This is a genomic window from Haloferax prahovense DSM 18310, assembly GCF_000336815.1.
GTDB lineage: Archaea > Halobacteriota > Halobacteria > Halobacteriales > Haloferacaceae > Haloferax > Haloferax prahovense.
The window spans coordinates 178,150-203,265 of the sequence record NZ_AOLG01000058.1 but is presented as its reverse complement, the minus strand read 5'-3'; the positions used below and the strand labels follow the sequence as shown (position 1 = coordinate 203,265).

Genomic DNA, 25,116 nt, shown 5'->3' with positions numbered 1-25,116 from the left:
GTCACGCCCGATGACATCGACGACCCTCACGAGTTAGAGATGAGCATGACCATCGAGCGCGACGGCGAGGTCGTCTACGACGACGCCACGAACACCAGCGAGATGGTCCGCAGTTGCGAGGAACTCGTGTCGTACTTCACGCGCCACAACACGGTCCCCGAACTGGCGGTCATCCTCACCGGTACCTCGCTCGTCCCCGAACAACCGTTCGACCTCCAAGAAGGCGACCGCGTCGACATCACCGTCGAAGATATCGGCACCCTCTCGAACGGCGTCACTACCGTATGACACCCACACCCACCGATATCCTCGAAGAGTTCAGTCTGCCGACGGGGGGGACCGACGGAGACCGATAGCGACATCGATGGCGTCGCCGCTCCTCGTCGGAGTCGAACCGTAGTTCCGACTCCCGCCTTCACCGACGAATCTCATCGACGCGTCGTTCGCGTCTCGCTCCGCGAAAACACTACTGTTCAGCCGCCGCCTCTAACGACGGTTCCTCTTGAGCGAGAATGTTGATGCCGTCCGATTGCCGAAAGAGATGCAGCCGCTCCTCGTCGAAGGCGAGCGATAGCTCCTGGTTCGTGTCGGGTTTGACGTCTCCGGGCACGCGGACCCAACACTCCTCGCCCTCGATGTCGAAGTGGAGATAGTTGTCCGACCCCACCGGCTCGCGGACGTCGAGGTACGCTCGAACCGCGTTGGGCTCGTCGCTGTCTGTGAGGGTGATGTTCTCGGGGCGGATACCGAGCACGAACTCGTCTACTCCGTCGGCGTACTGTTTGATGTGTTCGAGGACCCTCTCGGAGAGGTCGTAACTGAAGCCGTCGGCGACCAGCGACGTGCCCGACAGCCGCACTTTGAACTGGTTCATCGGCGGGTTCCCGACGAAGTCGCCCACGAACAGGTTCCGGGGTTCGTTGTATATCTCCTCGGGCGTCCCTATCTGCTGGAGTTCGCCGCCGTCGACGACAGCGATGCGGTCGGACATCGTCATCGCCTCCTCCTGGTCGTGCGTGACGTACACCGTCGTCGTCCCGAGCGTGTCCTGTAACTGCTGGAGTTCCGTCCGCATGTGCAGTCTGAGCTTGGCGTCCAGGTTCGAGAGCGGCTCGTCGAACAGGAAGACGGACGGCTCGCGCACGATGGCGCGGCCCGTGGCGATACGCTGTTGCTGACCGCCAGAGAGGTTCCCAGGATGCTTGTCCAGTTGGTCCGTGACGCCCATCATCTCCGCCGCCTCCATCACCCGTCGGTTGATCTCGTCTTCGGGGAGGTCGGTCGTCAACTGCAACCCGTAGCTCATGTTCTTCCGCGCGGTCATGTGCGGGTACAGCGCGTAGTTCTGAAACACCATTGCGACGTCGCGGTCCTGCGGCTGTACGCCGTTGACGACACGGTCTCCGATACGTATCGTCCCATCTGTGATATCTTCCAGACCCGCAATCATACGGAGCAACGTCGACTTGCCCGAACCCGAGGGACCGACGATAGTCAGAAACTCCCCGTCTTCTATCTCGAAGCTGATGTCGTCGACAGCGACAATATCCGAGTCGCCGCCGTAGACTTTCCGCACGTTTTCGATGCTAACAGTACCCATAGTGCGTGGGTTGCCAAGAGAACTAATAATAGTTGTGGTTACTTCCGGTCAAGGCTGCATCATTCGGGTACGCGAGCGCATTCTGAACGTCAGCTCACCGCGCCGCCACGACAGACGGACGAACGGGTGGTGTGTCCGGCCTCATCTACCGGCAGTATTGGTCACGGAAAATAGTTTAATCCATGCTCCAGCATGTACATGTGACACATGGTTCGAGAAGCTATCACTAGCAGTACCCGTCGGAAGTTTATCAAATCTGCCGGAGTCGCGGGGACCGTCGCACTCGCAGGCTGTGCCGGTAACGGCGACAACGGTGGAGACAGCGGAAGCGGCAGCGGTAACGGTGACAACAGCGACGGTGGCAGCTCCGGAAACACGCGGAGCGAGTCCTACGAAATCACCTTCTGGGAGCTGTTCAGCGGTGGCGAAGGGCCGATTATGGAGAGCATCGTCAACAAGTTCAACGAGGAACAGCCGCTCGACACGGACGCGGAGGTGACCATCAATCGACAACGAACGCCGTGGAACGAGTACTACAACAAGCTGTTCACCGCCCTCTCGGGCGGAGAAGCGCCCGACATGGCGATCATGCACGCCGCGTACCTGCGAGCGTGGGACGGCGGTATCGACCCAATCGGCACCTACGCCGACACGGCGTCGATCAAGGGCGATTACACCGCGAGCCACTGGGACCTCGTCACCGTCGACGGCAACGTGAACGCGCTGCCGATGGACATGCATCCCCTTGGCGTGTACTACAACAAGGACCTGTTCGAGCAGGCCGGCCTGGACCCGGAGAGTCCGCCGACGAACTGGGAGGAGTTCCAGCAAGCGGGTAACGCGGTCGTCGAGAATACTGACGCCCACGCGTTTACGCAGTCGCCGTACAACGACGGCTTCGGTTCGTACCGCGTGTGGAGTAGTTGGGTCAAACAGCAGGGTGGGAGCCTGTACGACGACGAGTGGAACCCAACGTTCGACAGCGAGGCCGGACAGAACGTCGCCCAGCTGTTCTCCGATATGACCGGCGATATGGGCTGGTCGAAGCCCACGAGCGAGGCCAACTGGGGGAACAACGCCTTCCAGAACGGTACGTGTGCGATGGCGATGAACGGAACGTGGTACGTGGCGGCCTTAGCAAACGTCGACGGACTCAACTGGGGCTTCTTCGAACCGACCGTCGGTCCGAACAAACAGCAGGATAAGGTCTGGGCGGACGGCCACTCTATCGTCCTCCCGAAGAAGCAGGGCCGAAGTGACGCCAAGTCTGAGATCGCCGCCGAGGTGGCCCACTGGATGACCACACAGAACCCCTCGTGGGGTGCCGAAGCCGGTCACCTGCCCGCCGCGAACAGCATCTACGAGTCCGACGCCTTCCAGAACAGTCCGTACTACGACAAGACGCTCAACAAGTACGTCGAGATGGCCGAAGACGGCGACTACTTCTACCACCCGAAGGTCCCGAACGGCGACCCGAACGCACAGAACTGGTACACGTGGCTCGTCGACATCTGGGCGCAGAACTCTGAGCCGCAGGCGGCTATCGACTCCGGAATCCAGACGGTCTCTAACGGCATCTCGGAGTAATCGAAGATGGGGATAACAGAACGCATTATGGGAGGTGAGAACGCGACGAACAGCAAGACAGTCATGGGTCTCCGCAAGGAGACCATCGAGGGCGTCCTGTGGTCACTTCCGTACCTCGCCGTGTTCACGGTGTTCCTCATCTGGCCGGCGCTGAAGGGGCTCTACATGAGCTTCCACACGTACCCGAACAAGTTCGACCTCACGGAGACGGAGTGGGTCGGCCTCCAGAACTACGTGGAACTGTTCCGCGACCCGGTGTTTTACAACGCCATGGAGGGCACGCTCCTCTTCGTCGCCATCTCGGTTCCAGCGCTGGTCATCCTCGGGCTGATAATGGCGCTCGGCGTGAACCGAGATGTGGCCGGAAAGCGCACGCTCCGGGCCATCTACTTCAGCCCGTACGTCCTCACTGTCGCGGTCGTGACGCTGGTCTGGGGACAGGTGTACTCCCAGAGCTACGGCCTGATAAACTACTACCTCGGCTTCTTCATCGACAACCCGCCGGGATGGCTCACGTCGCCGGACCTCGTCATGGCGGCGCTCGCGTTCATGACCGTCTGGTGGCTGGTCGGGTTCAACTTCGTCATCTTCCTGGCGGCCCGACAGAGCATTCCCGAACGGCTCTACGAGGCCGCACGCCTCGACGGCGCGACCGGCTGGCGGGCCTTCAAGGATATCACGCTCCCCCAGATGCGAAACTCGGTCGTGTTCGTGGTCATGGTACAGTTCATCCTCCAGTTCCAGGTGTTCGCACAGCCGTACGTGATGACGCAGGGCGGCCCGAAGGACACCTCGGACACGCTCGTCTACTATCTGTACCGGAGCGCCTTCTCCCAACAGCAGTTCGGCTACGGCGCGGCGATGGGGTACGTGCTGGTCGCAATCCTCATCATTATCGCAATCGTGAACTTCAAAGTAATCGGTGACTCAAATGACTGAAACGACATCGCAGAGCTCGATACGCGCGCGGCTCAACGGCGACACGGTGCGGAACGTGTTGCTTCACGCGTTCCTCTACGGCCTCGCCGTTCTCATGGCGGTCCCGTACCTGTACACGCTCTCTCGGTCCTTCCAGCCGACCGAGCTGTTGCGCGACCCGCGACCCTACTGGATACCGCCGCTCGCGGGCGAGCCGATAACGCTCGAACACTACCAGTACCTACTGAACAACACGCTCGTCGTGGAGTGGACCATCAACACCTTCATCATCGCCGCCGGTGCGACGCTGCTCATCGTCGTCATCGACTCGATGGTCGCGTTCTCGCTCACGCGGCTCGACTGGCCCGGACAGGGCGNCCTTCATCATCGCCGCCGGTGCGACGCTGCTCATCGTCGTCATCGACTCGATGGTCGCGTTCTCGCTCACGCGGCTCGACTGGCCCGGACAGGGCGTGGTCATGGGGGTTATCCTCGCGAGCTTCATGGTTCCGTACTACATGAACATCGTTCCGCTGTACCAGATCGTCTCGGACCTCGGCCTCATCAATTCCTACTGGGGCGTGATACTGCCGGCCGTGGCCAGTCCGCTCGGCGTGTTCCTCCTCTACCAGTTCTTCAAGGACATCCCGGTCGAGTACGAAGAGGCGGCGAGGCTCGACGGGTTCACCACGTTCCAGGTGTACACCCGCATCATCCTCCCGCTCGCGAAGCCGATTCTCTCGGCGCTGGCGCTGTTCATGTTCGTCTACAACTGGAACGCGTTCCTCTGGCCGCTGCTCGTGCTGTCGAACGAGACGGCGTACACGCTTCCCATCGGACTGGTGAACCTCTATCAGGGGAACATCGACACGCCCGGACTCCACATGGCCGTCGCGATTCTGGGGTCCTTGCCGCTGTTCATCATCTACCTCATCTTCCAGGGACAGATCGTGCGAGCAGTGCAGATGCAGGGCGCGACGGGATGAGCGAGTCAGCGGACGGCACCGTCGGCGTCCACCGCGCGCTCGTCGCCGCGGTCCGAACGGTGTTCCATCACCCCGTTCAGATGGTCGCCATCAGCGTCGGCTGGGTACTCGCATCGATCCCCCTGGTCACGCTCGGCCCGGCGACGTTGGGCGTCTACAGCGCCGTCGCCTCCGTCCGCGAACAGGGCCACATCGACCGTGACGCCGTCAGAGCGACGCTCTCGAACTACTGGCTCGACGCGCTCCTCTTCAGCGGGCTCATGGTCGCGTTCCCGGCTCTCGCCGTCTTCTATCTCGGCCGGTTCGCTGCCTCCGGGTCGGCGCTCGCGGGCGTTCTCGGGATGGTCGGGTTCTATCTCGCGTACCACGCGTGGGTCGTCTTCGCGCTGGCATTCGTCGCGCTCGCGCAGGGTGACGACGCGTTCGACGCTGTCACCGACGGATACCGGTGGTCCGTCGAGCGGCCGGTGGCGACGGTGCTGGTCGGTGTCGTGACCGCGACGCTACTCGTCGTGTGTTCGGTGTTGACGGTCGCACTCCCGCTCGTGTTTCCCGCGCTCGTGGCCGCGTTCCACACGGAACTGGCCGCCCAGACGCGCGACCAAAAAGAGGATGCGGCCGACGCAGCGGACTCGACCGCTCCGACCGACCGCCCAGTCTCCGGTGAGAGTCTGCGAAACGATTTCTCCGCGACGTTTCGACGGTGACGCTACGTCCCGTCGTCGAGTTTTAGCGACTGAACGCCGTAACTGATCTCACAGAGATTCGGCCCGTCCGCGACCGACGTGAGCTGCAGTAGCTCATCCCCGTGGCGCGAGGGCAGCAGCGGTGTCGTCCAACCGACGAACGCCCGACCGCCGAGGTCGCTCTCCGTCTCGAACGACAGCGGGGCGTCGACCGCCTCCCAGTCGCCGCTCCCGTCGAGGTTCGAGTTCGCGAGCACGACCTCGCCGTTCCCCTCCGCGAGCTCGCGGTTCCCGTCGACGAGCTGTTTTCCGGACACGAGTATCGTTCCGTCTTTGCCGCCGGCGCGGGTCCACGTCACGTACGGGCCGTTGATGAACCGCCGGCCGTCGGCGGTCGAGACGAGGGTTCCCGCGTCCGTCGGGTCGCCCCAGTCACGCCCGTCGGGCGAAGTCTTGACGTGGACCTCGCCGTACAGGTAGTCCGGCCCGATGACCTCGTAGCTCATCATGTACGTACCGTTGGGCAGCGGGGTGACGGTGGGCATCCCCGGGCGCGTCGTCTCGTCCGGAATGGCCGCGACGAACTGCTCGTCGCCCCACGACTGGCCGCCGTCCTCGGAGGCTTTGTACGCGACCAGCTGATTGTAGTCGTCGTCGCTCCCCATCCGCTCGTCGGCGAAGTAACAGACGAGATTCCCGTCGTCGTCCAGCCCAAGCTCCGGCTCCCAGACGGGGCTGTTCCCGTCGTAGGGGACGGCCTTGCCGCCCGTGACGACGGTGCTCACGAACTCCCAGGACGCCCCGCGGTCGGTACTGGCGTAGAGGTCGATGCTCGTCTCGCCGAGTTCGCCGATCTCGCCCTCGGGGACGTCTTCGGGGTCGTCGAGGATCGGGATGGAGTTCCCGGCGGCGAGGACCGTCCCGGCCGGCCACGGACCGACCGCATGCGGGAGTTCGAACAGAGTCGGCTGGTATCGAAGCCCCCAGCCCTTCCCGCTCGTGTCGTGAATCTCGGAGAACTTCGACCAGGTTCGTCCTCCGTCAGTACTCCGGTAGACGGGGAAATACGGCTCCGACCCGCCGCTCATCGACGGGTAGAACTCGAACGTCGCGAGTAACTGCTTCTCGCCGCCCTTTCCCGACCCGTGTTTCAGTCGCGTGACTCGAGGATACAGCGACCCGGGGGCGGGCGCGTCCGACGGGGGCGAGTACAGCGTTCCTTCGACGTCTGTCTGTTCGTCGTCGCGGCCACTGCCCGCGATAACGCCGGTTGACCCGACTGCTGCGGCCCCGACGGCGCCGACCGCGGCGAGGTACTTCCGGCGGCTGTGCTGGCGGATGGAATCGCGTTCGCTCATGACGCTGCTATGTGTTCACACGACACCATAATAACTGTATCCCCGGTGTCAGCTCGAAAAAGAACGACGGCGGCTCCGTTACTCCGTCAGCGTCAGACCGACGACGGACGCCGGCGGCGCTTCGAACGTGATAGTTCCGTCGCCATCGTCGGTGACGGCCAAGTCGCTGGCTTCGAACGACTCCGCATTCTCCTTCGTCGAGTACTCCCGGATGTCGTTGTCTTCGAAGAGAACGGTCGCCGAGGACACCGAGTACGCCGACGACCCGACGTCGACGGTGAGCAGTTCAGCCTCGTCGTGGCGGCGGTTCGAGGCCGTGACGAACAGTTCTCCGTCGCCTTCAGAAGCCGACGCCGAGACCATCGGGACGTCGTGGTCCTCGCCCTCGATTTCGCGTTGCTCCGTGTCGACGCTCGTTTCGAGCGCCGTCTGGCCGACGTGGTTCTCGTACAGGTCGAAGACGTGGTACGTCGGCGTCCGCCACGCGGCCTCTTCGTCGGTCTGGACGAGGCACTGCAGGACGTTGACGAGCTGTGCGATGTTCGCCATCGAGACGACGTCGGCCCGCGCGTGGATGAGGTCGAGCACACCGGCGGTCGTCAGCGCGTCCCGAACGGTGTTTTCCTGCTCTAGTCCGTTGTCGCTTCTCGCCTCCGGATGCCACACGCCCCACTCGTCGACGATGATTCCGATTTCTCCCTCCGGAACGTACTCCGAAATCGTCTCGGCGGCTCGGTCGATGTCCCCACCGACCTTCTGTGCGCGCGCGAAAATCTTGTAGTACTGCTCGTCGGTGAAATCGGTGTCACCGCCCGCCTGATAGTAGCGGTGGACGGAGAAGTGGTCCATCAGGTTGAACGGCGACCCCATGCCGAGGAACGAGCCGGGGCCGAACTCCATCCCGCCGTTGAGGCTGTCGAAGAAGACCTTGTTCCAGTCGTCCGTGAGGTGTCCGCAGGCGATGAATTCGGTCGAGTCCTCGTTCATCAGCTTATCGAAGCCGTTGAAGTAGTTCGCGAACCGGCGGTACTCGTCGGCGTACTCGTCCGGCGCGAACCGACCGCCACAGCCCCAGTTCTCGTTCCCGATGCCCCAGTACTTCACCCCATACGGCTCTTCTTGCCCGTTCTCTCGCCGCCTGTCGGCGAGTTCCGTGTCGCCGCCGTAGTTGCAGTATTCGATCCAGTCGAGCGCCTCCTGCGGCGTCGACGACCCGACGTTGACCGCGATGTAGGGGTCCGTGTCGAGGAGTTGGCAGAGTCGGAGGAACTCGTCCGTCCCGAACTCGTTGGACTCCTCGGGGACGTTTTCTCGCCCCTGCGTCCACCACAGGTTCCGCCGGCGAGGACGGTCCTCTCGCGGGCCGACACCGTCTTCCCAGTGGTAATCGTCGGCGAAGCAGCCACCCGGCCAACGGAGCACCGGCATATTCAGTCCGCGGAGCAGCGAGACGGTGTCCATTCGGATGCCGTCCTCGGTCTCGACCCTATCGTCGTCGCCGACCCAGAGACCGCCGTAGATACACCGTCCGAGGTGTTCGGCGAAGTGACCGTAGATGTTCTCCGAGATATGGTCTATCGGCTCCTGACTGCTAACGCGTACTTCACTCTGCATACGTTCTTTCATCAGTACCCGGTTAAATAACTATTGTGCCTTGTTCCCTGTTTGCACGAGGTCAGATGCGGAACCATCCAGTTACGCGATGGACGCAGGTCGAAGCGCTGGTGCCTCGAATCCGTCGGTAACGCGGTCATTGCAATTTCTCTAAGGTTCCCTATTTCAGAACGAGACAATATCGTTCTGCGCACAATGATTACAAGCATACGTATGTAATCTCTATCAGGGTAGCAGCGGATACTCTACGAAACCGGTCTCTCCGGGCGGGTTCGAGGCATCCGGTATGTTGTTCCGTCATAGTGAACAGCGGCAATAACCCGTGGGCATAGTAGTGAACAGTTAGTTCCGTTAGCTCGACGACGTTGACCGTATCCGGCACCCGGTCCAGAGAGTGCCCCGTGAAATCTATCGCTGCTGGCGCGACGAGCCGACGCCGAAATACGACCCGTTCCCAGAACACCGCCGGGCCGGTTTCACAGAGGGTTCGATACGGCGGGCCCTCCGAGGCGTTCGTCCTCGATCGCGCATCCGAGTTCACGGAGACAGTAGTTCCGTCCTGTAATTATCCCCAGACTGCAACACGGACTGTGTTCCTGGAGCGTCGTCAGACGGTTTGGGTCTACGCTTTTGCTTATGGAGAGAGGTGGCCGACTCAGTGACACTACACTCCTGCGTTTCAACTCGCACAACTTGGCAAGTTTTGCTAAGTTTTCTGGTATCGAGAACAATATCTCGACTGGGGGAAACGTGAAAGCGGGGTCATCGCGTAAGCTCAGGTAGATGTCGGACTATTCCCAACTGGTCGGTGACCCATGGCTCCCAAGCGACACAAGAGTTCTAACTCGGGAGGCGAAACTCGCGGTTAAAGCTATCAGATATAGAACAAAAATGATGGCAGTGGGTGGTGTGTTGAGCTCGACGTGGTAGTGCTGTCAGGTGTTCATAAGCTTCGACCGGGACAGACCTACTCCGCCCATAACGCCACGTCTATGACATGACTGATACGTTAGCCTCGTTGGTCGGTTACGCTATCGACCATATAACTCGACGATTGAGCCCCACATTAGTTTTTCTTTCTCTGCAAATCTTAACACCGGAACTAAACGCGACCGCTCTCCAAGAGATAACGACAATCGTCGTAGTAAGGGTTAAGTGACTATCGAATGGCTAAGAAAATGCATGCGTTGCCCAAAGTGTAGTCACAGTCTCGCCGTCTACGATTCGTTTTACGACGTCGCCTTCGTCTGCGACTCGTGTGGATACGTCCTTCCGCGCGGAGCAGATTGAGGAGACGGACGAACCGATAGAGAATCAACAATACGAGCGTCTGTCGGGAGAATCAAACTCGACCGTCGGTGGCGCGTTCACAGCCCCGGAGGATGGGTGGGACACCACCGATCGATAATAGATATAGCGCTATTCACTTTATTGAAAGCTCCGACCGCCCGTGAGCCGAGAACGCCAGTACAGGCGCGTAGTCCACCCCGCCACAAATCCCAGCTTTCAGCGGGAGTCAGCAAGCCGCCAGGTGTTGTAGAGCAGTCCGGCGAAACGAAGCGACCCCCGTAAATCAGTCGCTGCCGCGGTCGGCGCTGCCAGCACCTGCGTCCGGAGTCCGCAGCACGTCCGGGTCGGCATCCGGTCCGAGCGGTTCGACGCGCACGCTCGACACTTTGTACTCCGGAATGCCGGCCTGCGGGTCGAAGGTTTCCTGCGTGAGTTTGTTGACCGCACCGGCCGCGAAGTGCATCGGGATGAAGAGCGTTCCGTCGCCGACGCGGTCGGTCACCTCCGCCTTGACGACGATGTCGCCACGGCGGGATTCGACCCTGACGTACTCGCCGTCCGAGACGCCGAGTTCCGCGGCGGTCGTCGGGCTGATTTCGACGAAGCTCTCGCCGACGTGGCTCATAAGCCCCTCGACACGTCGGGTGATCTGTCCGGTGTGCCAGTGATAGAGAACCCGCCCGGACGTGAGCGTGAGGGGGTACTCCTCGTCCGGTAGTTCACCGGGATGGCCGCCGTCTGCCGGCACGAAGCGGGCGAGACCGTCGTCGAAGTTGAACTCTCCCTCCTCGTAGTCGTAGAGATACGGCGTACCGGGATGGTCTTCATCCCAGCAGGGCCACTGGAGTCCGTGCTCGTCGCCCGATTCGAGACGCTCGTAGCTGACGCCGCCGTAGATAGGCGTCAGCTCGCTAATCTCGTCCATCACTTCCCGCGGGTGGTCGTAGCCCCAGTCGTAGCCCAGTCTGGCCGCCAGTTCCTGCGTAATCTCCCAGTCCTGACGCGCCTTTCCGGGCGGTTCCGCCGACGCTCGAACCCGCTGTACCCGACGCTCGGTGTTGGTGAACGTGCCGTGTTTCTCCGGCGAGGTCGCCGCCGGCAACACCACGTCCGCGTGCTCTGCAGTCTCCGTCATGAAGATGTCCTGTACGACGAGGAAGTCCAAGCCGTCGAGCGCCTCACCGGCGTGCTGGATATCGGGTTCCGAGAGCGCGGGGTTCTCCCCGACGATGTACATTCCGCGGAGTTTGCCTTCGTGGGCCTCGCTGAGCATCTCCGGGACTTTGAGCCCGGGTTCGGCCGGCGGACGTTCGCCCCACACCTCGGCGAACTTCTCGCCGACCTCGTCGTCGGCCGGGTCTTGGTACCCGGGGAGACTGCCGGGCAGGGTACCCATGTCGCCGCCGCCGCCCTGCACATTGTTCTGGCCCCGGAAGGGAGAGAGTCCGGCACCCGGTTTCCCGACCTGCCCGAGCGTGAGCGCGAGGTCGGCCATCGCGAGGAGGTTTTCCGTCCCGTGGCTGGATTGGGTCATCCCCATCGCCCAGCCGAAGACGACGTTCTCGGCGTTTGCGAGCGTCTCGGCGGCCGACTGCAGTTCTGCTGGAGGGACGCCGGCCAGTTCCTCGACTTTCTCGGGTGTAAACGCCTGGACCTTCTGCTTGACCTCCTCGAACCCGTTCGTATTCCGTTCGATGAACGTCTCGTCGTGCAGGTCGTGTTCGATGAGGTATCGGATGAGTCCGTTGAGCCACGCCACGTCGTAGCCGGGCGTCGTTCTCGTGTACTGGTCGGCGTGCTCGGCGATGCCGATTTTCCGGGGGTCGAACACCACGAGGTCGGCCCCGTCGCGGACGTTCTGCTTGATGCGAGTCGCCAACACCGGATGCGACTCGGTCGTGTTCGACCCGCTGATGAGGTAGGCGTCGGCCTCGCCGATGTCCTCGTTGATGCGGTTCGTCATCGCGCCGTAGCCGAGCGTCTGTTGGAGCGCCGCCACCGTCGACGAGTGACAGAGTCGGGCGCAGTTGTCGATGTTCTTCGTGCCGAGCACCTGTCGAGCGAACTTCTGGACGAGATACGCCTCCTCGTTGCTCCCCTTCGACGACGCGAGGCAACTAACCGCGTCGACGCCGTGTTCGTCCTGAATCCCGTGGAGTTCGCTGGCGACGTAGTCGAGCGCCTCGTCCCACGAGGCCGCCTCGAACTCGCCGTCCTCGTTTCGAATCAGTGGCTTCGTGAGCCGCTTCTTGCTGTTGGCGAAGTCGTGTCCGAACTTCCCCTTCACGCACGTCGAGAAGTTGTTGGCCGGTGCATTGTCCGGGTCGTCGACGGGTTGGACGCCGAGGGCGTTGCCGTCTTTGCCCCACATCTCGAACCGACAGCCGACCGCACAGAACCCACACGTCGTCTCCGCTTTGTCGACCTTGCCCAATCGGTAGTCGCTGACGAGCGACGCGATGTCGAATAGCCGACCCTCTGGCAGCGTCTGCGCCGCAATGTTCTCCGCGGTGTGTTCGCCCGCGAGTACGGCCTTCCGACCGTATTTTTCGAGGAAGTCGGACGCCCGGCGTTTGCTCTGAGCCATATAGCGGGCGACACCGCTTTGCTCCTCCTGTCTTGCGTTGGCTTCGTCCCCAGCACTCCCCGCACTACCGGGAGCGGGCGAGCGGTTCGGTGCCGTCGTGTCGTCGAGCGTCTCTACCTCCTCGTGTTCGATGACTCGTCCGACTGAGTTCCGCTGTGTGAATCCCGGCAGCGGGAGCGTCCCGGCACCGCCGATATCCTTCTCGGTCAGGGCGCCGGTCGGACAGACCGTGGCGCAGTGTCCGCAGGAGACGCAGTCGGAGTCGGCCATCGTCTCGGCGTCGGACTGGAAGCCGATGCGGGTGTCCTCCCCGGAGCCCTCGATGCGGAGGACGCCTTCGACCTGAACGTCGTTACAGCCCTCGACGCACCGGTTACAGAGGATGCACTTGTTGCGGTCGATCTGAATGAACGAGGAACTGTCGTCGAGCGGTTCGTATTCGCTGCGCTCGTCGAAGACGCCGTAGCGCGGGTGGTCGACCCCCTCGCTGATGGCCGTCTCCTGTAGTTCACAGCGTCCGTTTCCGTTACAGGTCGTACAGCGCAGATTGTGGTTAGAGAGGACGAGGTCGAGATTGACGCTCCGGCACTCCTCGGCGGTCGCCGTGTCGGTCTCGACCGTCAGCCCATCCTCAGCTGGGAACGAACAGGAGGGGACAACCCCGTGTTCGTCCGTTTCGACCATGCAGGTTCGACACTCGCTCCGAGGGCCGATTTCGTCGCTCGCATCGCCTTCGCGGTCGTAGTAGCAGAGCGCCGGAACGTCAGCGTCCTCGTCGAGGCTGTCGGCACCGGGGTCCACGCTCACTATCTCGTCGTCGACGGCCTGCATGGCGTCGATGATAGTCGACCCCGGTGGAACGGTAACCCGTGTTCCGTTAACCGTGATTGTCGTTGGACTCTCACCGCCGGTTCCGACGGGTGGGTCGTTCGCGGTCCCGGTCTCAAACTCCGCCGTGACCGCTGTCTCGTGCTGTGGGTCGTCTATCTCCGGAACGCCCGGGAGTGGGTCGTCAGTACTCATAGTTTGTCAGTACAGGTGCCGCTCGGACAGCGGCCGTCAGCATGTGCTTCGAAACTCGATTCGAACTCGTCCATCGCAGTCAGGACCGGACGCGGTGCATGGGCACCGATCAGGCAGTTGCTCGACTGAGTCATGACCCGGCCGAGTTCGCGTATCTTCCCCCGGTCGAACGAGCCTCGGTAGACCGCTCGCAACAGCTCGGTGAGTTGAACGGTCCCTTCTCGTCCCGGAACGCACCGCCCGCTGTTGGCTTCCGAGGCAAAGCGCGCTCGGTCTCCGGCAGTCGCAACCGCACACCGCTCATCGTTCAACAGTTCGACGACGCCCTCCGTTCCGAGGCCAGCCGCAGTCAGTCCGGCTACGGTTGGTGCGATATCCAGCGTCCGGGTGACTCCGCCAAAAACCCCGCCGACGCAGGCCATCTTGAACGAACCCTCCAGTTCGACGGCGTTCCGAACCGCCGAGAGGTGGGCGTCAGAACCCAACTCTATCGTCGCGGGGGCAGTCACGTCGCCGGTGACAGTCAGCAGTCGCGTCGCCGATCCAGACCCGCTTCTATTGGTCTCCTCCGGGTCCGAGAGCGCGAGATGGATATGGGCGAAGGTCCGCGGCGTATGGATGACCGTGGGGCGACCGTAGAGCCCGTACTCGGCCGGCGACGGTGGCTGGAGACGGGGCTCAATTCTATCCGCACCCTCTACCGCTTCGAGCGCCGCCGTCGGTTCGCCGGCACGGTATTCGTCCGGGCCTGCGACGAGTACCGGAACGACCGGTAGTTCGTCCGCAGCGGCCGCAATGGCCTGCCGAAGACGCTCCCGGAGTTCGGTGTCGGTCTCTGCGAGGTGGATGACCGCATCGGTCGTATCGAGGTACTCGGCGACGGCCGCCACTCCGTCGAGCACCGACATCGGCGACCCGGCGAGGAGCGTTTGGTCCGCCCGCTGCCGGTCGTCCGCGTCGTTTGCATTCACGACGACGACTGGGTCGCCGTCGGCCTCTCGTGCGCGTCGCCAAGCGTCCGCGACCGGTTCGTCAGCGGTGGCATCACCTCTGCCGCGACCGACGAGCCCAGCGTCCGCGATTGCGCCCGCGTCTCTATCGAGCGAGTGAAACTGGTACGCTGTCGGGTCCAGGGGGCCGACCCACCCACAGGGACCGAGGACGCGCCGCTCCCCCACCGCGAACGGCCCGTCCGTCGGAACCGGAAGCGTCGTCGTCTCGACGTCATGTTCGACGACTGCTGCGCCACCGTCCGTCGGTAACTCCCCATCTTCCATGGCGGCGACGAGGTCTCGGACCTTCGGCGTCTCCGGAGCTGGGAAAAACACAGTCCGTCCCGCGTCGGTCGCGAGGACCAACGGGTCGTACTCGCTGATTCCGGTGGGTCCCGTTCGGAGGACCGTGACGGAGTCGGCGGCGGCACGTGCGGTGCTCAAGACGCGCTCGCCGTGTTCCGTTCGTCCGGCTCCCGAGACCCGGACAGTCGGCGACTGGAGCCCTTCGCCTGTGCGATTCATTCTCACGGATGAAGAGACACGGCGGGGTTAAAAAATCATCCCAACCCACGCGCGCCGGAGTGCGGGGTCGAGGCATTCGAGAGAGTTCGGAACCGGCTTCGAGTTCGGTTTCCCGAACGCGTCGAAGTCGGCGCGAGCGCGATTGGGCGGGAGACAGGTGACTGCACCGGACGGGACAGCGAGCGGAGCAAAGACCTAAGGCGGCGACGTGCCGTCTACCGTGATGATGACGAACCCACGGTTCGACGACGTTCGAGAGAAGGCGGCCGATGCGACTCGCGAAGACGACGTCCTGTCCGTGTACACCGGGCTCGTCCACCACGACGGTCGACACGAGTACTACTTCGCCAACGATACCGAAGAGGCGTCGGAGTTACGCGAGACTGCGGCCGTCCAACTCGGGATGCTGGTTCGGGTCCTCGCGGACCGCTCCGATAGCGACGTCGAGGAGATTACCGACCTCGCGGCGGAGCGAGCCGAGAACATGCGATTGAAGTAGTCATTACTCTGGTACCGGGTGTTCGGAAGCGCATTCTCGTCGGGACGTGTCGGACGTGTCACCGAGTCGCTCCGCGTCGGGCGCGAGCGGACGCCGTCCCACGGTGAGAACCAAATCGCTGTCCGTCGTTACCTGACACTATGCGCCAACAACTGCCGAGGTGTCGAAGTGCTACTGATGCGCTTCATCGCCAGCCGTTTTGGGCGGTCCGTCGTGGATTCATTCCGGGGGCGAACGCCCCGCACATCATGTAAGAAAGCAGAGTGCTTGTGGGATATCTCGGCTCGCACGTGAGATGCAGACTCCGGCGAAGTTGATTGTGGTACGGTCCTGCGACAGTCGGTCGGACAGATAGCGCCGAACGCGGCCGCGACCGTCGAATTCGAACTCGAGCTTCAGTGAGCGAGTAATCGAACCGGGTTCAACATAGAAAACACACATAATAATTTTTCTGATGTTTTGAGAATGCATTACTAAACCCTCCTCAAGCGTGAAGTGTCCGATATCAGGAAGGCTGAATCGACCCGAGATATAAATAGCAACCGTTCGCAGAGGCCGAGTGGAGTCCGCACAATGTCTATGAACGCAGTCGTCTACAAAGGCGAACGAGAAGTCGCAGTCGAAGAAGTCGAAGAGCCCCAGATCGAACATCCAAACGACGTCGTCATCGACATCACGACGACCTGCATCTGCGGGTCCGACCTCCACATGTACGAGGGACGGACGGCCGCGGAGCCGGGAATCGTGTTCGGCCACGAGAATATGGGTATCGTCGAAGAGGTCGGCGAGGCCGTCAGTAGTCTCGAAGTCGGCGACCGCGTCGTCGCACCGTTCAACGTCGCCTGTGGCTTCTGTGAGAACTGTGAGAACGGCTACACCGGCTTCTGTACGAACGTTAATCCGGGGTTCGCCGGGGGAGCGTACGGGTACGTCGCCATGGGACCCTATCAAGGAGGGCAGGCCGAGAAGCTCCGCATTCCGTACGCCGACTTCAACGCGCTCAAGCTACCGGACGGACGGGAGCACGAGGACTCGTTCGCGCTGCTCGCGGACATCTTCCCGACGGGCTGGCACGGCACGGAACTCGCTAACCTCGAAGCCGGCGATTCCGTCGCTATCTACGGTGCCGGTCCGGTCGGCCTGATGGCCGCCTACAGCGCCAAGCTCAAGGGCGCTGCCGAGATTTACGTCGTCGACCGCGTTCCCAGTCGCCTCGCACTCGCCGAGGAGCACTGCGACGCCACGCCTATCAACTTCGAGGAGGGCGACCCCGTCGAACAGATCAAAGAGATTCACGGCGGCGGCGTCGACAAGGGCGTCAACGCGGTCGGCTACCAGGCTATCGACCCGGACAAGGAAGCCGACGCCGCGTACGACCCTGCTCGCGAGAACCCGGCTGTCGTCATCAACAACCTCATTCGGACGGTCCGACCGACCGGCGAACTCGGTATTCCCGGTCTCTACGTGCCAGACGACCCCGGCGCTCCCGACGAGATGGCCGCTCAGGGTCGCCTCGGCATCGACTTCGGCCTCCTCTTCGAGAAAGGTCAGGCACTCGGCACCGGCCAGTGTAACGTCAAGGAGTACAACCGACAACTCCGGGACATGATAATCGAAGGCCGCGCCGACCCGAGTTGGGCCGTCTCCCACCGCGTCGGCCTCGACGACGCGCCCGAGATGTACGAGAAGTTCGACAACCGCGAGGAGGGAGTCACGAAGGTACTGCTGGAACCCTAACGTAGCGGAGTCTCTCAACTCGGCCCCCTCACCGACACTCCTTTGCCGGTTAGTCCGGTATCGCGTTCTATGTGTCAGTACTGCAGTTACCGGTACCACGACGGTTGGACGCAGTTGTTGGAGTACGACGAGGTGTATCAGACGGTAATCAGCGGTGACTCGGAGTCGACCTACGGCTTCCACGAACCGTGGGACGAACTCCGAGACGAGGTCGATTTCGGCGCGGCCTAATCAGGCAGACTCGCGGGGAAACGGGTCGTCGGGGTACGCCGCCCCTCGTTCGTCCGTCGTCGCCAGGCACTCGTCGAGTTCTCGAGTCACTGTGCCCTCGTCGAGGCCGCGGCCGATGAACACGAGTCGCGTCTCGGGGTCATCGTCTTCCCATCGACCGATGGGGCCGGCCTGCACCGACGGCCCCGCCTGACTCACACCGAGAACCGTTTCGGGACGACTCGCGACCCACGCGAACCCTTTCGCACGGACGACGTTCCCCCGCCAGTCACCGAGCCAAGCATCGAGTCGGTGCGGGTGGAACGGGCGGTCTCGACGGTAGACGAAGGATTCGACACCGTGGGCCGTCGCTGCCGAGGCGGCATCGTCGTGGGTGTGTTCGTGGTCGTGGTCCGCCTCGGCCCCGTCGCCCGTGAGGGCTCGTTTCCAGCCCTGATGGCGCTTCGCCGCCTCGAAATCGAAGCGTCCCGTATCGAGAACCCGCGTCGGGTCGACTTCGCTGTAGGTCGTCCGGTGGAGGCTCGCACGTGGCTGGAGTTCCCGAATCTCCGCTTCGACGGCGTCCAACGCATCATCGGGGACCATATCACACTTGTTCAGCAACAACACGTCGCAGAACTCGACCTGCTCGACGAGCACCTCCGTCAACGGCCGTTCCGGGTCGGGAGCGGCGTCCGGAAGCGATTCTTCCGGGTCGAACGCCTTCCAGAACCCGTAGGCGTCGATGACCGAGACCGTGGTATCTAACCGGAGTCGTTCCGGCAGACCGCCCTCGTTCGACTCGCCCGTCAGCGCCCGCGCAATCGGGAGCGGTTCGCTGATTCCCGAGGCCTCGATGAGGAGATAGTCGAACGAACGCGTCTCCGCCAACCGCGTCACCTCAGTCACGAGGTCGTCTTGCAACCGGCAACAGATACAGCCGTTCGAGAGGTCGACGACTCCATCGTCAGCCTCTGACGCGACTAATTCCGCGTCGACGTTCAATTCGCCCATATCGTTGACGACGACGGCGATGTCTCTGTCACCGGGGTCGTTCAGGAGTCGATTGACCAACGTCGTTTTACCCGCCCCGAGTGGACCGCTAACGACCGTAATCGGTATTTCGGCTGTGGACATGTCGATGTGTGTGACGCCTCACGAGTGGTCGTAATGAAAACTGGGGCGGCCGACTCACACAGGAGACAGAACCCGCCGTTCTCCGAACTGCCGTCGTGAAAAACACATCATAACTATTCTTTGATATTTCTGGTTTCCTGTCCGTTCGTGTTGGGCACCTCGAACACCGAACAAACCGAACTGTGCGTCTTTGTCGGAGACGTTCGCCCCTCGAAATCGCTCGACGGTCCGCGAGAACGGCATCATCTTTTTGGTCGCCGGTACTGACGAACGACCAGATGGCGCCTCCAATCGCTGACCGACTCCTCACAGTCGACTTGTCCGCCGGCTCGGTCGAGAGTACGCCGATTCTGGACGGGTGGCGACAGCGATACGTCGGCGGAAAAGGGTTGGGTGCCCGCTATCTCTACGACGAACTCGACGCCGGCGTCGACCCGCTCGGCGAAGAAAACGCGATTCTGTTCATGCTTGGCCCGCTCTCGGGCTATCTCCCGGGTGACTCGAGATACGCCGCCATCACGAAATCCCCGTTGACAGGGTGTTTTCTCGACTCGTACGCGGGGGGTGAGTTTCCCGACTCCCTGGCCGGCGCGCTCGGGTCGCACATGGGCCTGCTCGTAACGGGCATCGCGTCCGACCCCGTTCACCTCGTCATCGAAGACGGGAGCGCGACAATCGAAGCCGCCGAGACGTGGGGAGCCAGTACGGTCGAAACGGCCCGAGCGTTCCCGAACGCGTCTGTCGCGTGTATCGGCCCCGCGGGAGAACGACAGATCGCATATGCCACGATCGCCTCCGACGCCGGCGACCACCACGCGGGCCGAGGGGGAGCGGGAGCGGTGATGGGTTCGAAGCGGCTGAAGGCGATCATCGCGAAAGGAGACCCCCCTGACGGGTTAGACGACCTGCGAGAGGCCTACACGACGAAGTACCGAGAGACCTCTACCGGACAGTGGCTACGTGCCAGCGGGACCGTCGAGACGATCGATTTCGCGAACGAAATCGGCGCACTCTCGACGCGAGGCTGGAGTGGCGGACACTTCGACGAGACGGATGAAGTAGGAATCACGACAGTCGAAGACCGAGCCGTCGGTCGCGAATACGCCGAGGCGACGACTCCGGGAGGGTATCGCGTGGCCACGGAAGAAGGCGATTACGTCCCACGCGGCGCCACCGCGATGTCGCTCGGAGCCGGACTCGACATCGACGACTTCGACGCCGTCGCAGCGTTGGGACAGACCTGTGATCGGCTCGGAATAGACCTCATTAGCGCTGGTAGCGCAGTCGCATGGACCATCAAGGCCAACGCCGCCGACGTACTCGACCGCCCACTCTCGTTCGGTGACCCCGACGGAGCACGCGCCCTCTTAGGGGAGATTGCGGAACGCGAGTCAGACCTCGGCGACGCGCTCGCGGACGGAGTCGAAGCGGCGGCGACGCAGTTCGGCGGGCGAGACCTCGTCCCCACGGTGAAGTCGATGGAGCTCCCTGCCTACGACCCGCGCGGCGCGCAGAGCATGGCACTCGCGTACGCGACCAGCGATCGGGGTGCGTGCCATCGGCGGGCGCGACCCATCGAGCGCGAGGTGTTCGACGGGAACTGGGGAGCCGACCGGACCGCGGCGGAGGTCACTCGCGAACAGGACCAGCGGTCGATACTCTGGAGTCTTATCGCCGATGACTTTTTCGGCGACGCGCTCGACGACCTCGGCCGGGAGTGGCTCGAATCGGTCAGCCTCGAAACCGTCGGGGAACTCGCCACAGTCGGCGAACGAGTTTGGAACGTGACGCGCCTGTTCAACGTCCGTGAAGGTATCTCGCGCGAGGACGATGCGCTGCCGGCCACGCTCCAAGAGCCGCTTGGGACAGGGCCACGCGCAGGTGCAGTCGTCGAGAGCGACGATTTCGACTCGATGCTCGACGCGTACTACCGCCGCCGTGGTTGGGACGAAAACGGCGTGCCGACGGCCCAGACTATCGACCGCCTCGACCTTACTGAACTCACCGAGGACTTCGACCACCTCCATGATTGAACACCACACGAACGGCGGGACGGCGAACTGTACACTACCCGTGGAGCGAATATGACGCTCGCCGATCTGCTCTGCGCTCGAAGCGGCGTGGTCTGCGTCGTCGGCGCGGGCGGTAAAAAGTCCACACTGTACGCGCTGGCGCGTCAACTCGACCGCGCCGTCGTGACGGCCACCGTCCGCATCCCCATCTTCGACCAGCACGTCGCCGACGTGGTCGTGACCGAGCGCCCGGCTGCCGCGCTCGAACGGGTGGCGGACTGGCCGGTGGGCGTCGTTCCCGACCGCGACCGCGACGACCGCTACCGCGGGTACGACCCCGACGTGGTCGACGCCATCGGAGAATCGGACGCCACCGACGCCGTGCTGGTGAAGGCCGACGGCGCGCGGATGCGCGATTTCAAGGCACCAGGTGACCGCGAACCACAACTCCCGGAGACTGCCGACACCGTCCTCCCCATCGCCAGCGTCCACGCGGTCGGCGAACCGCTTACCGAAGCGTGCGTCCACCGCCCGGAGCGGGTCGCCGCCCTCACCGACCTCGAACTCGGCGACACGATCCGCCCGTCCGACGTCGCAACAGTACTCACCAGCGAACGTGGCGGCCACGCGGATGTCCCCGACGGTGCGACAGTGATTCCCGTGCTGAACAAGGTCGACGACGCGGCCCTCGAGGCTGTCGCACGGGAGATTGCTTCGGACGTTCTGGCTCAGTCGGACGTCCCACGCGTCGTACTGACGCAGTTGACGGCGTCTGACCCCGTCGTGGCCGTCGTAGAACGCTAGCGCAACTGTTCCGCCGCGTGAGCGAGCTCTTCGGGGGTGTTGATGTTCTCGAAGGTATCGAGGCTCGCGTACTCGCGCACCTCGTCCTCCCCGAGGACGACGTAGTCGAGCGTGAACAGCGGGTCGATGATTTTGTGGCTCCCTTCAGCTAGCGCGGTTTCACAAGCGTCGGCCATCGCCGAGGCACGGTACACCGCGTGAGTAGGCTGGAACCAGCCGTCACCGACCCGCGGCACGGCAGCGTCGTGACCGCCCGCCCGCTCGAACAGTCTGTCGATGAGCGCGGGTTCGAGAAAGGGCATATCGCATGCGGCGACGAACGCGTACTCCGTCTCCACGGCCCGCAAACCGGTCAGGATTCCCGCCATCGGCCCCTCGTCGCACTCTGCGTCTTCTGCAATCGTTATCGGGTGGTCGTAACCGTCGAGCGCGGTTCGGAGCGTATCAGCCTGTTCCGGTCGGCAGTTGACGACGAGGCTATCGATTACACCGACCATCTGGTCGGCGACGCGACGGATGAGAGGGGTCCCAGCGAGAGAAGCGACTGCTTTGTCCTCCGCACCGAACCGCGTCGAGTACCCGCCGGCGATGATGACACCGGTTCGCATACTAAGCGTGTTCATTTTCGTTGTCCAAAGCAGTTGTGCTACGAATCGGATATCGATCTGGTCCATTCTGTGTGTTCGATGCCTTTTGAGGAGTCAGAACGTTTGATTTTGGGACATGTGAGGGGGTGAAAACGTACTGGAACCATTACACAGATAGCTGTGTTATTCTATATTGTAAAATGGGCTGAGAATCCAGAATGAATTCCGAGTCAGCTATCTCACAACCTCGGAGGATGGAAGTGTTGCGTGCCTTCTATTCAAGCACAACAACGGTGAAATAGGAGCAGTCTGCCGGTTCTGATTTTATGNCACAACCTCGGAGGATGGAAGTGTTGCGTGCCTTCTATTCAAGCACAACAACGGTGAAATAGGAGCAGTCTGCCGGTTCTGATTTTATGTTACTCAGAAAATCTTTTCAAGTTCTCTCACCGTGCTAAATTCGAAAACTGCAAGGTGAGAGCCTAATCAAATTCAGTTGGCGTGAAAATAAGGCACGCAACAGAACCCAAACTCCGAAACTGTGCNGTGCTAAATTCGAAAACTGCAAGGTGAGAGCCTAATCAAATTCAGTTGGCGTGAAAATAAGGCACGCAACAGAACCCAAACTCCGAAACTGTGCCCTACGGCGCGGATGACATTTTATATAGCGATATATGATATATAATCTGATGGCGCTCTTTGAGCACTATTTTACTAATCCTCGTTGTCTACTACAGACAACGATACTAGTATTCAATTCAAATATATTTCATAATCGCCGATTGTCTCGAAAATCCCGGATTCAGATTCGGATTGGTCGGCGGAGGCCCGGTTTGGGTGCTCCGGCCCGGGAGTTGTGGACCGAACAAGCAGCTCGCAGGTGAGACATCGGAATGTAGTGGTTGGCTGTTCCAGTGCGTCGCCAGTTCGGTACTGCGACTCGATGTTGAACCATCGAGCGTTAGTTCTGGAAATAGCTTCTTCGGCCCTCACAGTTCTATTCTACGAGGTTCGGGGTGTCGATCTCCTGTTTTCACTCGTCTTGTACCGCAATACGATAGTCGGGGATTCATAAATTGTATAGCGCAATATCATCTGTTGCCATGGAGATAGCACAGTTTCCGAGGATGGGCAATTTTAGCGTTGATTTGCCACTGAGTTAGTCTAGATTACGGGGAAAAGTGCGCTAGAAAACTTGTCCAACCCAGTTAATCCTCTGTGATTGTCAGAAATCATCCGAAAAGTTCTGCCCAGGAATAGTGCCACCGCTCACGAGGGGCAAGCCGGAGTGTCCACCCAATTAGTCAGGTGGAAGCAACGCTGAAGAGACCAACTCAACACACTCTCCAGCAGTAATGACTGGTGCGTAGTCCATCTCACCCTCAGCAGCAGCTTTCAACAGAAAGTCAGTGAGCCGCCAGATGTTGTACAAGAGGACAGCAAACACGAAGTAGAACAATCGAACTCGATAATCCTTCGACGATGTTTTCGCCAAGAAATCGTGTTTGATTGATTTGTACTCGTTTTCAATCTGCCAGCGACTACTGTATCGCCGACAGAATGCTTCGGCCTCATCTGGTGTAACACGAGCATTCGTCCCAAAGACAGTCGTTCCATCTGACTTTGTCGACGGGACGTAGAGGAACTGCATCGCGTGTGACCCCTGTTCGACGTGGACAGACGCTGACTCAACAGCGACTTCTTGGCCGTCTCGCTCCATCTGTTCAATCGCCTTATGCTCTGAGCTGGTGATTCGCTTTGGAATTAGGTAGTCCACGCCAAGGTTCGAGAGCGTTTGAAACACCCTCATTGAGTCGAATTCACGGTCACAGAGTACCATCTCGATAGGGACGTGTTCCTTCGCTTGGCGAACCAGCCGCCGAACAACACTATGAATTCGATTCGGCGGATTGTCATCCCACGCTGAACTCTCTCGAACCGGTTCAACAGCCAAGACCAGCGGGACGTTCTGCCCAACAATCGAGAGGGTGGCAAACTTGAACGCACGTCCATCACCGTCTTTCGTCCCGCTCACCATTGACATTCCTTCAACATCACCGAAGTAGGGCACTGTGGTAATGTCAAGTGCGACGGTCACTGGCCGCCGAAATGAGACTTTAGACTCGGTTACTGAAAGTAGTTGGTCAGTGGCAGTGTCAAAGCCATCGAGGAGAGATTCGGGATCGAATTGCTTGACTGATCGGAGGTGTGTATCTCCATGCGGGCCGTATTCCTTTCCACGTCGGTACTGAAAGCGTGCTGCGCCTTGGGCAGTTCCACACCCGACCATCCCCATGAACGTCTGCAACTCAAAGAACCGAGAATCATCATACGACGAGTTGTCTGCTCTGCCAGAGTCGAATGGTGTGAAGCAGTGTTCACGCGCAAGACGAGTCGTTCGAAATATCTGTTTATCATTGAATGTGGCTTCTTGTTTCTCTCCACTTCCAGACTTCTCTGAGCCACGTTCTTCCGAATCAATAACTTCGTGCTTAGGACGTACTTCGGCAACAGATGGGCCAAAGTCGTGGATATTTTTGACGAGCAGGTGTGCGCCTCGTTTGACAAACTCACGGGTGGCGTCGTCGAAGCGGTTACGCCATGTCCTCGACAGTGCTGACTTGTCAGGAATACGGTCGAGGCCACACGCTGAGGCGAGTTCGTGGTGGTTGGAGAGTTCTCGATAACTGTCTCCGGTGACTTCGCGGTAGAAGAAGAGTTTGAGCATCCCATGAAACGGATACGATGATGGATGCCACTCAAGATAGTTGTCCTCAAGCGTATTGACCCGGATCTCAAGTTTTTCGAATGCTTCAGAAAGCGAATTTCCAAACCGAAGATATTCTCGAAGGTCGAGACCAACAAGAAAAGCATCGGTCATTCGAGCAGCACGGGCTTCCATACGACCGATATTTCAACGCTGCTCATCAATACCTCGACAAGCGATAGTTCAAGCCAGTATCT

The 25,116-nt window shown here is 61.2% G+C and carries 17 protein-coding genes and 1 pseudogene; 10 read left to right on the top strand and 8 right to left on the bottom strand.

The window, feature by feature from the left end; all coding sequences use genetic code 11:
- The coding region (locus tag C457_RS19355; RefSeq protein ID WP_008097318.1) for a fumarylacetoacetate hydrolase family protein at positions 1-288 on the top strand (288 nt) is incomplete at its 5' end.
- Between the two features lie 178 nt (positions 289-466).
- Here C457_RS19355 and C457_RS19350 read toward each other — a convergent pair.
- Positions 467-1,600: an ABC transporter ATP-binding protein gene (locus C457_RS19350; RefSeq protein WP_081909252.1), complete on the bottom strand. Its 1,134-nt coding sequence runs from the start codon at positions 1,598-1,600 to the stop codon at positions 467-469.
- 207 nt (positions 1,601-1,807) lie between these two features.
- Between C457_RS19350 and C457_RS19345 the strand changes: the two genes are divergently transcribed.
- The 4 genes and pseudogenes from C457_RS19345 to C457_RS19330 all read left to right on the top strand — a co-directional run bounded on the left by C457_RS19345 (position 1,808) and on the right by C457_RS19330 (position 5,798).
- Complete coding sequence (locus C457_RS19345; RefSeq protein ID WP_049913739.1) at positions 1,808-3,187, top strand: ABC transporter substrate-binding protein; 1,380 nt, start codon at positions 1,808-1,810, stop codon at positions 3,185-3,187.
- Between the two features lie 63 nt (positions 3,188-3,250).
- The gene (locus C457_RS19340) at positions 3,251-4,126 is read left to right on the top strand and encodes a carbohydrate ABC transporter permease (RefSeq protein ID WP_008097310.1); all 876 of its coding nucleotides are present in this window, start codon (positions 3,251-3,253) and stop codon (positions 4,124-4,126) included.
- Positions 4,119-5,091, top strand: a pseudogene (locus C457_RS21195) (carbohydrate ABC transporter permease). Before C457_RS19340 ends, C457_RS21195 begins: the two are co-directional and overlap by 8 nt.
- On the top strand, positions 5,088-5,798 hold the full coding sequence (locus C457_RS19330) for a hypothetical protein (RefSeq protein ID WP_008097307.1): 711 nt from the start codon (positions 5,088-5,090) through the stop codon (positions 5,796-5,798). Before C457_RS21195 ends, C457_RS19330 begins: the two are co-directional and overlap by 4 nt.
- Before the next feature lie 2 nt (positions 5,799-5,800).
- Here the strand turns inward: C457_RS19330 and C457_RS19325 are convergent, their stop codons facing one another.
- The 4 genes from C457_RS19325 to C457_RS19310 all read right to left on the bottom strand — a co-directional run bounded on the left by C457_RS19325 (position 5,801) and on the right by C457_RS19310 (position 15,166).
- Positions 5,801-7,135: a sialidase family protein gene (locus tag C457_RS19325; protein WP_008097305.1), complete on the bottom strand. Its 1,335-nt coding sequence runs from the start codon at positions 7,133-7,135 to the stop codon at positions 5,801-5,803.
- A gap of 78 nt (positions 7,136-7,213) precedes the next feature.
- Positions 7,214-8,749, bottom strand: coding sequence for an alpha-N-arabinofuranosidase (locus tag C457_RS19320; protein ID WP_008097304.1), 1,536 nt, complete (start codon positions 8,747-8,749; stop codon positions 7,214-7,216).
- Between the two features lie 1,573 nt (positions 8,750-10,322).
- Positions 10,323-13,649, bottom strand: a complete 3,327-nt coding sequence (fdhF, locus tag C457_RS19315; protein ID WP_049913738.1) for a formate dehydrogenase subunit alpha — start codon at positions 13,647-13,649, stop codon at positions 10,323-10,325.
- The gene (locus C457_RS19310) at positions 13,646-15,166 is read right to left on the bottom strand and encodes an NADH-ubiquinone oxidoreductase-F iron-sulfur binding region domain-containing protein (protein WP_008097302.1); all 1,521 of its coding nucleotides are present in this window, start codon (positions 15,164-15,166) and stop codon (positions 13,646-13,648) included. Before C457_RS19310 ends, fdhF begins: the two co-directional genes overlap by 4 nt.
- A 223-nt stretch (positions 15,167-15,389) precedes the next feature.
- Between C457_RS19310 and C457_RS19305 the strand changes: the two genes are divergently transcribed.
- From C457_RS19305 to C457_RS20745, 3 genes are all read left to right on the top strand, one after another.
- Positions 15,390-15,665 (top strand): hypothetical protein, encoded by a 276-nt coding sequence (locus C457_RS19305; RefSeq protein WP_008097301.1) that lies wholly within the window; start codon positions 15,390-15,392, stop codon positions 15,663-15,665.
- A 579-nt stretch (positions 15,666-16,244) separates the two neighbouring features.
- Positions 16,245-17,402, top strand: a complete 1,158-nt coding sequence (locus tag C457_RS19300; protein ID WP_008097300.1) for a glutathione-independent formaldehyde dehydrogenase — start codon at positions 16,245-16,247, stop codon at positions 17,400-17,402.
- A gap of 69 nt (positions 17,403-17,471) precedes the next feature.
- Positions 17,472-17,633, top strand: coding sequence for a hypothetical protein (locus tag C457_RS20745; RefSeq protein ID WP_162832781.1), 162 nt, complete (start codon positions 17,472-17,474; stop codon positions 17,631-17,633).
- Here C457_RS20745 and C457_RS19295 read toward each other — a convergent pair whose 3' ends face one another.
- On the bottom strand, positions 17,634-18,749 hold the full coding sequence (locus tag C457_RS19295) for a CobW family GTP-binding protein (protein WP_049913737.1): 1,116 nt from the start codon (positions 18,747-18,749) through the stop codon (positions 17,634-17,636).
- A 278-nt stretch (positions 18,750-19,027) separates the two neighbouring features.
- Here C457_RS19295 and C457_RS19290 point away from each other — a divergent pair, with 278 nt between their 5' ends.
- On the top strand, positions 19,028-20,782 hold the full coding sequence (locus C457_RS19290; protein WP_008097297.1) for an aldehyde ferredoxin oxidoreductase family protein: 1,755 nt from the start codon (positions 19,028-19,030) through the stop codon (positions 20,780-20,782).
- A 51-nt stretch (positions 20,783-20,833) separates the two neighbouring features.
- Positions 20,834-21,565, top strand: coding sequence for a selenium cofactor biosynthesis protein YqeC (gene yqeC / locus C457_RS19285; RefSeq protein WP_008097295.1), 732 nt, complete (start codon positions 20,834-20,836; stop codon positions 21,563-21,565).
- Here the strand turns inward: yqeC and C457_RS19280 are convergent.
- Together C457_RS19280 and C457_RS19275 are read right to left on the bottom strand one after the other, a co-directional pair.
- The gene (locus C457_RS19280) at positions 21,562-22,173 is read right to left on the bottom strand and encodes a molybdenum cofactor guanylyltransferase (RefSeq protein WP_008097293.1); all 612 of its coding nucleotides are present in this window, start codon (positions 22,171-22,173) and stop codon (positions 21,562-21,564) included. The genes yqeC and C457_RS19280 overlap by 4 nt on opposite strands.
- Before the next feature lie 1,279 nt (positions 22,174-23,452).
- Positions 23,453-25,054: a transposase gene (locus C457_RS19275; RefSeq protein ID WP_152420047.1), complete on the bottom strand. Its 1,602-nt coding sequence runs from the start codon at positions 25,052-25,054 to the stop codon at positions 23,453-23,455.
- Between the last annotated feature and the right edge of the window lie 62 nt (positions 25,055-25,116).